This window comes from Pseudomonas sp. 43NM1, from assembly GCF_002836905.1.
GTDB classification, from domain to species: domain Bacteria; phylum Pseudomonadota; class Gammaproteobacteria; order Pseudomonadales; family Pseudomonadaceae; genus Aquipseudomonas; species Aquipseudomonas prosekii.
Window position 1 is genome coordinate 61914 of the sequence record NZ_MKGS01000036.1, and the last position, 13946, is coordinate 75859.

Consider the following 13946-nt stretch of genomic DNA (forward strand, 5'->3'; position numbering starts at 1 on the left):
AAGATCCGAATGAGGGCTTACGCCGAGGGTACGTTTACCTGCACTTCTTTCAGGCCTTGGCGGACCCGGTTGACCAAGGTGTAAGCCAGCAGGACGGCGACCACCCCAAACACGACATTTATCCACAACGCGCTGATCCAGCCAAGTGCGATGCCGGTGGCCAGCACGCCGAGCACAAACGCCCGATCACTTTTGCCCATCGGCCCGTCATAGCGTCGCGACGCGCCCACCATCGGCCCGAGTACGCCACTGTACTCGCTGAACAACGCCAGCAGCGTGACCGCCAGCACAATCAACAGGCTGACGTCGGCGATCAACGCGAACGGCAGGATCAGCGCGCAATCGGCGACGATATCGCACAGCTCATTGAGGTAGGCGCCCAGACGCGACTGCTGGCCGAATTCGCGAGCGAGCATGCCGTCGATGGCATTCAGCGCCATGCGCAGGATCATCCACACCGGGATCAGCGCGAACACCCACGCATGCTCGGCAAAACCGGCGACCGCGATGCCGACCACCACCGAAATGACCCCGGCGAGCACGGTGATCTGGTTGGCGGTGGTGCCGTTATCGAACAAACGTTGCACCAGCGGTCGCAGCAAATTCTGGAACGCCGGTTTGAGTTGGTAAATGGAGGGCATTGGCAGAGGGTTCTCGGGCAATTGAAAGCGTGAGCGTTCAGGGTTATACGTCACAATTATCAGATTGCCAGTAAAACCGCATGGGGCATTTTCTTCCAGCGTAAAACCACGCGGTCGGGCAATCTCGGGCTCGGGCCTTTTAGTGTTCAGGAGTTGATCGATGGACCGTTTCCAGGAAATGCAGGTGTTCGCCGCGGTCGCTCAGGATCAGGGCTTTTCCGCAGCGGCGCGGCGTTTGGGCATGTCGGCGGCCAGTGTCACCCGCGCGGTGGCGGCGCTGGAGCAACGCCTCGGCACTTCGCTGCTGACGCGCACCACGCGCAGCGTGCATTTGAGCGAGTCGGGCCAGCGTTACCTGGAAGATTGTCGGAGAATTCTCGCCGAGGTGCAGGAAGCCGAGGATTCCGCCGCAGGCAGCCACGCGCAACCGCGTGGGCAACTGACCGTGACCGCGCCGGTGTTGTTCGGCGATTTGTTCGTGACGCCGATGATGGTCGGCTATCTGAATCAATTCCCGGAAGTGACGGTCAATGCCTTGCTGGTCGATCGGGTGGTGAGCATGGTCGAGGAGGGCATCGATGTCGCGGTGCGCATCGGCGAATTGCCCGACAGCAATCAGCACGCGATCCGTGTCGGCGAAGTGCGCCGGGTGATCTGCGCTTCACCGGGCTATCTGCAAACCCATGGCCGACCGCAACATCCGCAAGACCTGAGCGGCGCCCCGGTCGTCGCCACGTCGGCGATCGGCCAGTTGCGCGCGTGGCCGTTTCTCGACCAGGGCCAGCCGCTCAGCGTGCGCCCGGAACCGCGCTTGGTGGTGACGTCCAATCAGGCCGCAGTGACGGCGGCGTGCCTCGGGTTGGGGCCAACGCGAGTGTTGTCGTATCAAGCGGCGGGCAAAGTCGCCAGCGGTGAACTGGAGATTGTCCTGGCGGACTTCGAATTGCCGCCGCAACCGATTCACGTGGTGTATCAAGGCGGGCGCAAGGCATCGGCGCGGGTGCGCAGTTTTGTCGATTTCGCCGTGAAAACACTGCGTGCAAACTCCGCATTGTCCTGACCACCGAAAGCCCCCCTGTAGGAGCGAGGCTTGCCCGCGAAAACGGTTTCGGATTCACCCCCATGGGTTGGCTGTGAGAACGCCTTCGCGGGCAAGCCTCGCTCCTACGCAAAAGCGTTATTGCGTGCACTGAAATAATCGATTGCGGATGCTGGTGATTCTGTTGTTTTGGCCATAAGCAGATGATGACGCCATCGGTGCTGCTCATTTCTTGAACGGCGCCATCACCCAGCGGAGTCGCTCATGAACGCCATCAAGCTCTACAACTTTCCCCGCTCCGGCCACGCGCACCGTGCCGAATTGATGTTGTCGCTGCTGCAACTGCCGACCGAATTGATCCTCGTTGACCTGGCCAAAGGCGCGCACAAACAACCTGAATTCCTCGCGATCAACCCGTTTGGCCAAGTGCCGGTGCTCGATGATCAAGGCGTGGTGCTGGCGGATTCCACCGCGATCCTGGTGTATCTGGCGCAAAAATATGGCAACGGCCAGTGGCTGCCGACTGACCCGGAAGGTGCGGCCAAGGTCCAGCGCTGGTTGTCGGTAGCGGCCGGGCAAATCGCTTTTGGCCCCGCCCGCGCCCGGTTGATCACCGTGTTTGGCGCGCCGTACAACGCTGACGAAGCGATCAGCCGTTCGCATGACTTGCTCAAAGTGGTTGATCAGGAATTGGCCAACAGCGAGTTCCTGGTAGGCAATCAGCCCACCATCGCCGACGTCGCCGCCTACAGTTACATCGCCCACGCGCCGGAAGGCAATGTCTCGCTCGACGACTACGACAACGTGCGTGCCTGGCTGGCGCGGATCGAAGCGTTGCCGGGTTTTGTCGGCATGCCGCGCACCGTCGCCGGCCTGCAACAAACTGCCTGATTGCCAGCTGTTCACGTTGCGCCAAGCGCGCAAGGGAGACGCCGTAATGGAACATTCACCGTGGCACGCTGGCGAACGCCAATTGCAGGAACAGGTCGGTGTTGCCGAGCGAATGGAAACCCTCGGCCGTCGGGTGATTCGCAGCGAGATGCCGGACCAGCACCGTCAGTTCTATCAGCAATTGCCGTTCATGCTGTACGGCGCGGTGGATGCTGACGGCCACCCGTGGGCCAGTGTCATCGAGGGTGCGCCGGGTTTTGTCCAGTCGCCTGATGCCGCCCGTTTGCAGTTCGCCAGCCTGCCAGCGGCGGATGATCCCGCGCAATTGAGCGCTGGCGCGGCCATCGGTCTGCTCGGCATCGAGTTGCACACCCGTCGGCGCAACCGCATGAATGGCCGGGTCGGCGCGATGTCTGCGAAGGGCTTCGAGGTCGCGGTGGAGCAGTCGTACGGCAATTGCCCGCAATACATTCAATTGCGCCAGTTCCGCTCGGTGCCGCTGGCGGATCCTTCGACGCGTATCGCCGAACGCCTTGACCAACTGGATGACGCCGCGAGAGCGATGATCGCCCAGGCCGATACCTTGTTTGTCGCCAGTTATGTCGAGGTCGACGGCGTGCGTTCGGTGGATGTTTCCCATCGCGGCGGCCAGCCCGGGTTTGTGCGCATTGAAGGCAATCGCCTGACCATTCCGGACTTTTCCGGCAACCTGTTTTTCAACACGCTGGGCAATCTGCTGGTCAATCCGCGCGCGGGTTTGCTGTTTATCGACTTCAATAGCGGCGATGTGCTGCAACTCGGTGGCCGCACCGAAATCATCCTCGACGGTCCGCAAATCGAGGCGTTCCAGGGCGCCGAGCGTTTGTGGACATTCGACGTTGAACGGCTGGTGCGCCGGCCAGCGGCGTTGGCCCTGCGCTGGCGTTTCGACGGCATGTCGCCAAACAGTCTGATGACCGGGACTTGGGAACAGGCCGCCGCGCGTTTGCAGGCTCAGGCCTTGGGCGATGCCTGGCGGCCGCTGCGGGTGACGCGGATCGAAGCCGAGAGCCAGAATATCCGCTCGATTTACCTTGAGCCTGCCGATGGCGCCGGGTTGCCGGTGTTCCAGGCCGGACAGCATTTGCCGCTGCGCTTCAAGATTGGCGACCAGACGCCTATCCGCACTTACAGTTTGTCGAGCGCGCCGTCGGATGACTTTTTTCGTATCAGCGTGAAACGCGACGGGCTGGTGTCGTCGCATCTGCATGAGCTGATCAAGGTCGGCGATGTGCTGGAGGCCCGCGCGCCGCAGGGGCATTTCACTGTGGCGCCACATGAGCGGCGGCCGTTGGTGTTGTTGGCTGCGGGCGTCGGCATCACGCCGTTGCTGTCGATGCTGCGCGAGGTGGTTTATCAGGGCTGGCGCACGCGGCATATTCGGCCGACGTGGTTTTTCCAGAGTTCTCGCAGCCTGGCGGATCAGCCGTTTCGCGCAGAGTTGGACCGCTTGCTTGAAGGGGCCGGGGACAAGGTTCGGGTCTTGCGTTTGCTCAGCCAGCCGGAAGCGGACGCGCGCGAGGGCGAAGACTTTGACCTGACCGGGCGCATCGACACGGCGCTGCTGCTTACGATGCTTGAGGGCGAGGACTACGACCAGGTGGACTTTGTCCTCTGCGGGCCGGGCAGTTTTACCCAGGGTTTGTACGACAGCCTGCGCGAGTTGGACATCCGCGATTCGAACATTCACGCCGAAACGTTCGGCCCCTCGACATTGCGCCGTCGCCCGGACACGGACGCGATTGTCATCGAACAACCGCCTGCGGCGACTACGTCGGTGTCGGTGGTGTTCGAGCGCTCAGCCAAAGAAGCGCGCTGGCAACCGGACGGCGGCAGTTTGCTCGAGCTGGCAGAGAGCCGTGGCTTGAACCCGGAATTCAGCTGCCGCGGCGGCTCGTGCGGCACCTGCAAAACCCGGCTGATCAGCGGCGAGGTGAATTATCCACAGCCACCGGCCGAAGTGCCGGAAGCGGGGCACGTGCTGATCTGCTGCGCAATCCCGGCGAAAAGCTCGGAGCCGTTGGTGCTGGATCTTTAATCAACGCCAAATCCCGCAACCACACAAAACCCTGTAGGAGCTGAGCTTGCTCGCGATAGCGTTGGATCAGTCGACATCATTGTTGAATGTCAGGCCGCCTTCGCGAGCAAGCTCAGCTCCCACAGGGGCGGGCGAATCAGGCGTACGACAGCGATTTCTCTTCCAGCAGTTCCTGATACAGCGCCGACCATTTGCGGCCCATTTCTTCGGCGGTGAACAATTGCCGATACCGCGCCTCGGCTTTCGCGCCCATTTGCGCGGCGAGCAGCGGGTTTTCCCACAGCGTGCGCATCGCCTCGCGGAACGCCTGCGGGTTGCTCGGCGGCACCACCAGCCCGGTTTCGTTATTGATGTTGATGTAACTGGTGCCGGTGCCGATCTCGCTGGAGATCATCGGTTTGCCATACATCGCGCCTTCGAGCAGCGAAATGCCGAACGCTTCCGAGCGCAGGTGCGACGGGAAAACGATGGCGTAGCTCAATTGCAGCAGCGCCACTTTGTCCTCATCGCCGAGCCGTCCGAGGAAGTGAATATTGCGCAGACCTAGCGCCTGGGCCTGGGCGTGCAGTTCGATTTCCAACGGGCCGGCGCCGACGATCACCACTGGATAGTCCACGCCTTGCAGCGCCTCGAGCAGGATGTGCAAACCCTTGTAGTAACGCATCACACCGACGAACAGGAAAAACTTATCCCCAAGCTTCTGCCGCCAATCGGCCATGCGCGCGGTGTCGGGCTGTGGATAACCTGACTTGTCGAGGCCATAGGTGATGACCCGGGTCTTGTCCTGAAATTTTTGCAGCACGTCGCTGGTGTGCAGATAGTTGGGTGAAGCAGCGACGATGCGGTCGGCGCTGGCGAGAAAGCGGTTCATCAGCGGCCGATAAAGTTTGAGCAAGGTTTTCTGGCGAATGATGTCCGAGTGATACGTCACCACGCTGGGTTTGCGCGTGCCGCTGGCGAAGTGCACCACGTCCATGAACGGCCAGGGGAAGTGATAGTTGACCACGTCAGCCTCGGCGGCCAATTCGCGAAACTTCTTGAAAACGCTCAGCGAGAAACCAGTGGAAGCGAATTGCAGATCGAGTTTGGCCCGATGCACTTCATGGTGGCCGACTTGCACCACGGGCGGTGTCGGGTCGCTGCTCAGGGACAACACCTGACCTTCGATGCCTTGCTGAGCGCAGCTTTCGCACAGTTGAAAAATCACCTGTTCGATCCCGCCAACCGTATCGGGCATCGACGTTTTGTAAAAATGCAGAACGCGCATCTAACCTCCCAAAGCCTGGCGGTAAGCGCGGGCGGTGATCTGCGCGCAACGCTCCCAGGAAAATGCTTTTGCTTGCTGCAACCCTGCTTCACGGCAGGCCTGCCAGTGCGTTTTATCGTCGATCAACCGGCTCATCGCCTCGCGCAAGCCGTGCGGATCGTCCGCATCAATGTAATTGCCGGCCTCACCGGCGACCTCCGGCATCGCCGAATGGCCCACCAGCACCACCGGCGTGCCGCTGGCCATGGCTTCCAGCACCGGCAGGCCGAAGCCTTCGTAAATCGACGGAAAAATCAGCGCACGCGCGCCGGCCAGCAATTGCGCGACCTGCTCGTCTGGCAAGTAGCCGAGCAAACACACATGGCCGGCGGCCAACGCCTGGCGCAGTTCTTCGCTGAAGTGCTCGCGTTGCCAGCCCGCCATGCCGACGATCAATAACGGGAAACGCTGGCGCTGTGCTTCCGGCAGCAAGGCGTGGGCGCGCAGGGCCAAATTAAGGTTTTTGCGCGGCTCCAGTGTGCCGACGCAGAGGAAATACTCGCGCGCCTCGACGCCGTGTGCCTTGAGCACCGGATCGATCTCGGCGGCCTCGCGCGGATGGAAACGCGCCGCCACGCCCAGCGGCGCGACAATGAAACGCTCGGCCGGCAGGGCGAAATACTCGCGCGCTTCGTCGGCAATAAACTGCGAGTCAGTCAGAATCAGCCGCGCTTGCTCGACGCCATCGGCCAGCCGCCGCTCGATTTCACGCAAACGCGCCGCCGGTTGCGTTTGCGGGTAATGCAGATGCGTCAGGTCGTGCAGGGTGATAACGGTCGGGCCGTCGAACGACAGCGGCCACAGACTCGGTTCGTGATAGAGGTCGATCGACTGCGAGCGGCCCTGATCGAAGCGTTTCTGCGTCAACCAGCGCCGCGCCTGATAGGCCCCGGGAATCTGCCGCAGCAACGGCGTCAGCCGCGAATAACCGGGCAACGCCGCGTCGGGCAGGGACGTGCTCCAGCCCCAGCCGTGGAACAACGAAAGTTCGACGTCCGGCTCGGCGGCGAGGGCGCCCACCAGCTCGGCGACGTAATGGCCGATGCCAGTGCGCGGCGCTTGCAGGATCCGCGCGTTAAGGGCAATTCGCATGCTGGCTCTCGGGTTGCTGACGCTGCTGTTCAGTTTCAGTTTCAGTTTCAGTTTCAGTTCCGGGCTCGGGCTCGGGCTCGGACTCGGGCAGCGGCCTGTTGAGGTTGCGCTCGATGCGCTCGACCAATTGCGCGCTCGCTTCACGCCAGCTCAGCCAACGCCATTGCGCCAGACCCAGCGCCGCCGGGAACACGCCGCTGCGCTCCATGTCGGTGACCAGATCGGTCAGGCTCTGCGGCTCGGCCAGATCGAAATACGCCATGTAGTCGCCGCCGATTTCGCGGAACACCGGAATGTCGCTGCCCATCGCCGGCAAACCGCGCTGCATGGCTTCCACCAGCGGCAAACCGAAGCCCTCGACGTAGGACGGAAACACCAGCGCCGTGGCGTGCGAGTAAGCGTGCTCCAGGCTGCGGTCGGACAGCGTGTTGAACATGAACAAGCGGCGGTTCAGCTCGGGATGCTCGCGGATGCGCTCGACCAGTGCGTCGCACTTCCAGCCAATCTTCCCGGCGATGCACAAGCGCGCCGTCGAGCCGGCGGCCCACGCGCGTTCGAAGGCGTCGAGCAGGTACGCGTGGTTTTTCCGTGGCTCGATGGTGCTGACCATCAGGAACACCGGCTCCGGTGTCTTGAACATCTGCAACAAGCCGCGATCGACTTCCGCGCGCGCATCGCTCAAGTCCAGTTCGGAGCCCAGGTGAAAGTAGTCGAACCAGCGCTGCTGCACCTGTTGCGGGCCGACGCGGCGCAGCATCTCATCGCGGACCTGATCGCGAATCGTCGTCGAAATCGCCACATAACCGTCGGCGGTACGGGCGATCCAGTCGAACCACTCGTTGAACACCTTGACCAGCCCGGCGTCGCAAAACTGCGGATGGGTCAGCGGGATCAAATCGTAAATCACCGAGACAATGCCGACGCCGTCGCGCTTCAACTGCTCGGCCAACGGGAAGAAGTTGGCGTGCCACGACGAGTCGAGCAGCACCAGTTGATCGCCGGCGCGATGCTGCAACGGCACGCAGCGCTCGGGCACCGGTTGGCCCTTGAGCAGCCGATCAAGCACGCGTATCGGCAGGCTCAGACAGGCAAACGCCGCGAGGCGGCACATCACGTAAAGCACGCGGCGGGCGAACTTCGACTCGCGGAACGGGCGCCGCCGTTCCAGCGTGCGGTGGCGCAACCAGAACAGATTGGCCCACTGTTCGAGCTTGACGCGCAGGCTGGTCAGGTTGATTTTCGGCGTCTTCAACGGCGCCAGGCTCTTCACCTCGAACAGCGCGCCATCGATCATCACCACCGGAATGCATTCGCGTTGGGCGTCCTTCGCCGGCAGCTGCTGGATGACATTGCGCACCACTCGCTGAATCCCCGAGTTGGCATTCGGGTGTTCGAAAACGTAGGTGCATTCCACCAACAATCGAGTCATCGCGACACCTCCGGGTCAGTTGTCAGCAGCGCATTTTCAGTGGAACGGGTAATGGTGGTTTGCGCCTCCAGCCACGAGCAACCGACGAAGTCTTCCTGACGATTATTGATCACGTGAAACACCAGGCCGTAGTCGCGCCATTCGAAGTTGCGATCCAGATGCGAGTCGAGCCGCGACAGGCTCAGGGCAATCGAATAATTGCCTTTGCCCAGGCGCATATCGAAAGCAAACCGGAAGGTCACGCGCTCGCCCGCCGTCAGGTCGGTGATGGCTTTGTCGAGGCGATGCGTGTTGATGCCGTAAATCGCCTGGCCCAAACGGTCCTTGATCATGAACCCGAGGATCAGCCGTTCGATGTCTTCACGAACCTCGGCCTGCACTTCCAGGACCATTGGCTGGCCGACTTCGGCGACTTCGACCGAGCGGCCCTGCGCGTCGAGCAAGCGCACGCTGAGAATCCCCGCTTCACCGGTGCCGGAAATGGTTTGCACCTGACCGTTGGCGAGCATCTCCTGGCGCACGGTCTGGCCTTCGCGCTGGGCGAGCATCGCGTTGTAGTAATCCATGACTTCTTCGGGTTTGCCGCGCATCGCCATGCGCCCGCCTTCGAGCAGGATCGCGGTGTCGCAGATCGACTGAATCGCCGAGCGATCATGCGAGACGATCAGCAGCGTGGTGCCGGCCTTGCGGAAGTTGCGGATACGGTCGAAGCTTTTGTGCTGGAAATACGCATCGCCGACCGACAGCGCTTCGTCGACGATCAGAATGTCCGGGCGTCGCGCGGTGGCGACGCTGAACGCCAGGCGCATTTGCATGCCGCTGGAATAGGTACGCACCGGCTGATCGATGGCGTCGCCGATTTCCGCAAAGCTCTCGATTTCCGCCATCAGTTCTTCGATTTCTTCGACCTGCATGCCGAGCAATTGGCCGGCCATGAACACGTTCTGCCGCCCGGTGAAATCCGGGTGAAAACCCATGCCCAATTCGAGCAACGCCGCGACTCGACCCTGCAGTTGAATCTGCCCGCAAGTCGGTTGCGTGGTGCCGGTGATCATCTTCAGCAGCGTGCTTTTGCCGGCACCGTTGACCCCGACAATGCCCACCGCTTCACCGGGCTGAATCTCGAAATCGACGCCTTGCAGCACCCAGTGCAAATGGTGATGAGTGCCGGAAAACGGCACCAGCCATTCGAGCAGGCGGCTCCAGCGGTTCGGGTATTGTTTGTAGGCCTTGCCCAGGCCACTGACGCGTATATGTCCCATCAGAGTTCGTCCACCATTTCACCGACGCGCTGGCGGAACAGCCGCAGCGCCATGACGCAGAACAGCACGCCGATCACCAGCAACGGGATCAGTGAGCGCCAGTCCGGCCATTGGTTGTAGAGGAAGACGTTCTGATAACTGGTCATCAGCGCGGTCATCGGGTTGAGGCTGATCACCTGCTGAATGCCTGGCGGCAGAATCGAGATCGGGTAAACGATCGGCGTCAGCCAGAACCAGAATTGCAGGCAGATGCCGAACAGTTGCCCGACGTCGCGAAAGAACACATTGAGGATGCCGAGGATCATCCCCAGCCCGGCGGCAAAGATTATTTGCAGCAGCAGCAACGGGATCAGCGCCAGCAACGCCATGCCCGGCAACCGTCCGCTGATCAGCAGGAAACCGAAGAACAGCCCGAGGATGATCGCGAAGTTGATGCCCGCATTCAGCAGCGCGATCACCGGCAAACAGATGCGCGGGAAGCTGATTTTCTTCAGCAGGTTAGCGTTTTCGAGAAACATGCTCTGGCTGCGCGTGGTGATTTCCGCGAACAGGCCCCAGGTCAGCAGGCCGGCGCACAAGTACACGCTGTAGGCCAGGCCATCGTCCACGCCGGGCAGGCGCGCGCGCATGATCTGGGAAAAAATCACCGTGTACACGACGATCATCGACAGCGGGTTGAGCACGGTCCACAAGGCCCCGAACAGCGAATTGCGATAACGCGCCTGAAACTCTCGCTTGACGCTGCCGAAGACGAATCCACGGTAATTGCGCAGCGAGCGGTACAGATTAAGCAGCATTCAAACCGTCCTGCCGTATTGGTCTTCGAAGCGGACGATGTCGTCCTCTCCCAGGTATTCGCCGCTTTGCACTTCGATGATCACCAGGTCGATGACGCCGGGGTTTTCCAGTCGATGCTTGTGCCCGGCGGCGATGAACGTCGATTCATTTTTCGCCACAAGGTGCGTGCCGGTGCCGTTGTTGGTGACCTTGGCCATGCCTTCGACGACCACCCAGTGTTCGTTGCGGTGGTGGTGCATTTGCAGCGACAACTTGCCGCCCGGCTTGACCACGATGCGCTTGATTTTGAAGCGCGGGCCTTCTTCGAGCACGGTGTAGGTGCCCCACGGTCGGCTGACGGTGCGGTGCAAACGGTAGGCTTCGTGTTTGTCAGCCTTGAGTTGCTTGGCCACGCGACGCACGTCCTGCGCGCGGTCGGCATGGGCCACCAGCACGGCGTCGGCGGTGTCGACGATGATCAGGTTTTCCACACCGACGGCGGCGACCAGTCGGCCTTCGCTCTGGACGAAGTTGTTGTGGCTGTCGACAAACACCGCGTCGCCGCTGGCGCGATTGTTCTGCGCATCCGGCGCGATCAGTGCGGCCAGCGCGCTCCACGAACCGATATCGCTCCAGTCGAAACCGGCCGGCACGACGACTACTTTGTCCGAGCGTTCCATCAACGCGTAGTCGATGGAAATGTCAGTGATTTCGGCAAACAGCGTCGGCGACAACTCCTGTTGCAGGCAGCCACCGGTTTCTACCGGCGCACTGTCTGCCATGCAGGCGCGGGTCTGTTCCAGCAGTTCGGGCGCGTGCACTTGCAACTCGGCGAGCAGGGTTGCTACCGAGAAACAGAACATTCCCGAGTTCCACAGGAAGTGGCCGCTTTCCAGGTAATGCGTGGCGGTTTGCAGGTCAGGTTTTTCGACAAAACGCTGGACCCTGGCAGCGCCGCGATCATCCAGCGGCGCACCGGTCTGGATGTAGCCGAAACCGGTTTCCGGCGCGGTCGGTTTGACCCCGAACGTCACCAGATAACCGGCGCGGGCCAGCGTCACCGCGTGCTCGACGGCACTTTGCAGCGCTTCGACATTGACGATCAAATGATCGGCCGGCATCACCACCATGATCGCTTCGTCGCCATGCAGCGCTTGCAGCGACAGCGCCGCTGCGGCGATGGCCGGGGCGGTGTTGCGGCCCGTCGGCTCAAGCAGGAAATGCCCGCGATGCCGGGCCATTTGCGCGTCGTGGTAGTGATCCTTGCTCTGGAAGTAATACTCGCGATTGGTCACCGTGACGATATCGCCCCAACCGTCGAGCAGCCCCGCCGCGCGCCGATAGGTTTTGCCCAGCAGCGACTGGCCGTCGGGCAGGGTCATGAACGGCTTCGGATGCCCTTCGCGGGACACCGGCCACAAACGGGTCCCGGCACCGCCGGAGAGGATCACAGGAATCAGCATGGCCTACTCCTTGGCGACGCGTTTCATGTCCGCATCCATCATCGTGCGGATCAAGGTATCCAAGTCTGTTTTCGGCTTCCAGCCCAGTACACGCTGGGCCTTGGCCGGGCTGCCGAGCAGCACGTCGACCTCGGCCGGGCGGAAGAACGCCGGGTCGATTTTCACGTAGTCGCGGTAGTTCAGGCCGATGTGATCGAAGGCGATCCGGCACATTTCGCGCACGGTGGTGGTCACGCCGGTGGCGACCACGTAGTCGTCAGCCTTGTCCTGTTGCAGCATCAGCCACATGGCTTCGACGTAGTCGCCGGCAAACCCCCAATCGCGTTTGGTGTCGATGTTGCCCAGGCGCAGTTCGTCCTGTTTGCCGTGCTTGATCCGCGCGGCGGCGTCGGTGACTTTGCGGGTGACGAATTCGATGCCGCGCAGCGGTGATTCGTGGTTGAACAAGATGCCGCTGCTGGCGTGCAGGTTGAAGCTTTCGCGGTAGTTGACGGTGATCCAATGCCCGTAGAGCTTGGCCACGCCGTAAGGGCTGCGCGGGTAGAACGGGGTGTTTTCGTCCTGCTGCTCGGCCTGGATCAAACCGAACATTTCGCTGGTCGAGGCTTGGTAGAAACGCGTGTGCGGGCTGAACTGGCGGATCGCTTCGAGCACGTGCGTGACGCCGAGGCCATCGACGACGCCGGTGATCACCGGTTGATCCCACGAGGCGGCGACGAAGCTTTGCGCCGCCAGGTTGTAGACCTCGTCGGGCGCCGACTTGATCACCGCGCGCTGCACCGAGCAGGCATCGGCCATGTCGCCGTCCAGGTAGACGATGTCGCCCTCGACCCCCATCTCGCGCAGGCGCCAGCGCGAATCGCTGCTGCGCCGGGCCACCAGGCCATGGACCTTGTAGCCCTTGTCGAGCAACAGTTTGGCCAGATACGCGCCGTCCTGGCCGGTGATACCTGTGATCAGTGCACTTTTTGTCATTGTTCTTTCACTCGCTTCTCCCAGTCGGACAGGATCGCCCGCAGGGATTGTTGTGTGGTGATTTCAGGCGTCCATCCTGTGGTTTCGGCCAGCCTGGCATGGCTGCCGCAAACGCGACGCTGATCCGCGCGGCGAAGGCGCGCCGGATCCTGAATCAATTGCATGTCGACCTGAGCGAGGTCCCCCAACTGTTCAATCAAACTGCGGATCGTCTGCTCGCGCCCCGAGCAAATGTTGTACACCTGGCCCGGCGTGCCTTTTTCCAGCAACGCGAGGTAGGCCGAGACCACATCGCCGACATCAAGGAAGTCGCGGCTGACATCAATGTCGCCGACCTCCAGTTGTGGCGCTTGCAGGCCTTGTTTGATTCGACTGATTTGCCGCGCGGCACTGGCGATGACGAAGCTGTCCTTCTGCCCGGTGCCGATGTGGTTGAACGGGCGCGCGACCAGCACCGGCCAACCCTCGCTCAAGCCCCATTGCAGGCTGAGGAATTCGGCCGAGAGTTTGCTCACGGCGTAAGGATTGCGCGGGCAGGGCGGCTGGTGTTCGGTGATCGGCAACTGCGCTTCGCTGACCTGGCCGTAGACGTCGCCGGAGCTTACGTACAGGAACGTGCCTTTGAAGCCACGCGTCTTCAGCGCCTGGAGCAAATTCAAAGTGCCGAGCAGGTTGATATTGAAGGTGCGCGCCGGGTCGCGAAACGCTTCGGGGACGAAGGTCTGGCCAGCGAGGTGGATGACCGCGTCGGGCATTTGCGGCCACAGGCCTTCGAGGCTGTCCGGTTGGCCGAGGTCGTAGCGTGTCGGCACGGGCAACAAGTGCCACGGCGAGCCTTCAGCGCTCAATCGCGATTGGAGGTGTTGTCCTACGAATCCCGTCAGACCCGTAACGAACAGACGCTTTTTCAAACAGCAGCCCCTTGGTCATACATTTCGTCCATTTCCCACAGGCTTTATGGGGATGTCCTGCGGACCGCGTTGATTCATGGGTC

12 protein-coding genes are annotated in these 13946 nt (G+C 61.8%); 3 read left to right on the plus strand and 9 right to left on the minus strand.

What is annotated here, in order from left to right:
* Positions 1 to 17 precede the first annotated feature (17 nt).
* Entirely contained in the window at positions 18 to 641 is a 624-nt protein-coding gene (locus BI292_RS05795) for a CDP-alcohol phosphatidyltransferase family protein (protein ID WP_101207270.1), read from the minus strand.
* Between the two features lie 160 nt (positions 642 to 801).
* Between BI292_RS05795 and BI292_RS05800 the strand changes: the two genes are divergently transcribed.
* From BI292_RS05800 to BI292_RS05810, 3 genes are all read left to right on the plus strand, one after another.
* The gene (locus tag BI292_RS05800) at positions 802 to 1701 is read left to right on the plus strand and encodes a LysR family transcriptional regulator (RefSeq protein WP_101207271.1); all 900 of its coding nucleotides are present in this window, start codon (positions 802 to 804) and stop codon (positions 1699 to 1701) included.
* Positions 1702 to 1944: 243 nt separating this feature from the next.
* The gene (locus BI292_RS05805; protein WP_101207272.1) at positions 1945 to 2571 is read left to right on the plus strand and encodes a glutathione S-transferase family protein; all 627 of its coding nucleotides are present in this window, start codon (positions 1945 to 1947) and stop codon (positions 2569 to 2571) included.
* Positions 2572 to 2617: 46 nt separating this feature from the next.
* Positions 2618 to 4648, plus strand: coding sequence for a pyridoxamine 5'-phosphate oxidase family protein (locus BI292_RS05810; protein WP_101207273.1), 2031 nt, complete (start codon positions 2618 to 2620; stop codon positions 4646 to 4648).
* Positions 4649 to 4784: 136 nt separating this feature from the next.
* On the opposite strand, the gene BI292_RS05815 is transcribed toward BI292_RS05810, so the two are convergent.
* The 8 genes from BI292_RS05815 to BI292_RS05850 are packed head-to-tail and all read right to left on the minus strand — an operon-like array spanning position 4785 to position 13863.
* On the minus strand, positions 4785 to 5915 hold the full coding sequence (locus BI292_RS05815; protein ID WP_101207274.1) for a glycosyltransferase family 4 protein: 1131 nt from the start codon (positions 5913 to 5915) through the stop codon (positions 4785 to 4787).
* Positions 5916 to 7046, minus strand: a complete 1131-nt coding sequence (locus BI292_RS05820; RefSeq protein ID WP_101207275.1) for a glycosyltransferase family 1 protein — start codon at positions 7044 to 7046, stop codon at positions 5916 to 5918. It abuts the gene before it with no gap.
* Complete coding sequence (locus tag BI292_RS05825) at positions 7030 to 8475, minus strand: glycosyltransferase family 1 protein (RefSeq protein ID WP_101207276.1); 1446 nt, start codon at positions 8473 to 8475, stop codon at positions 7030 to 7032. The genes BI292_RS05820 and BI292_RS05825 overlap by 17 nt, the downstream gene beginning before the upstream one ends.
* Positions 8472 to 9737 carry an ABC transporter ATP-binding protein gene (locus tag BI292_RS05830; protein ID WP_101207277.1) on the minus strand — a complete coding sequence of 422 codons (1266 nt, stop codon included), beginning with the start codon at positions 9735 to 9737 and terminating at the stop codon, positions 8472 to 8474. The genes BI292_RS05825 and BI292_RS05830 overlap by 4 nt, the downstream gene beginning before the upstream one ends.
* Complete coding sequence (locus BI292_RS05835) at positions 9737 to 10534, minus strand: ABC transporter permease (RefSeq protein WP_092275794.1); 798 nt, start codon at positions 10532 to 10534, stop codon at positions 9737 to 9739. Before BI292_RS05835 ends, BI292_RS05830 begins: the two co-directional genes overlap by 1 nt.
* Positions 10535 to 11977, minus strand: coding sequence for a mannose-1-phosphate guanylyltransferase/mannose-6-phosphate isomerase (locus tag BI292_RS05840; protein WP_101207278.1), 1443 nt, complete (start codon positions 11975 to 11977; stop codon positions 10535 to 10537).
* A 3-nt stretch (positions 11978 to 11980) separates the two neighbouring features.
* Positions 11981 to 12952 (minus strand): GDP-mannose 4,6-dehydratase, encoded by a 972-nt coding sequence (gene gmd, locus BI292_RS05845; RefSeq protein WP_101207279.1) that lies wholly within the window; start codon positions 12950 to 12952, stop codon positions 11981 to 11983.
* On the minus strand, positions 12949 to 13863 hold the full coding sequence (locus tag BI292_RS05850) for a GDP-mannose 4,6-dehydratase (protein WP_101207280.1): 915 nt from the start codon (positions 13861 to 13863) through the stop codon (positions 12949 to 12951). Before BI292_RS05850 ends, gmd begins: the two co-directional genes overlap by 4 nt.
* Positions 13864 to 13946 lie beyond the last annotated feature (83 nt).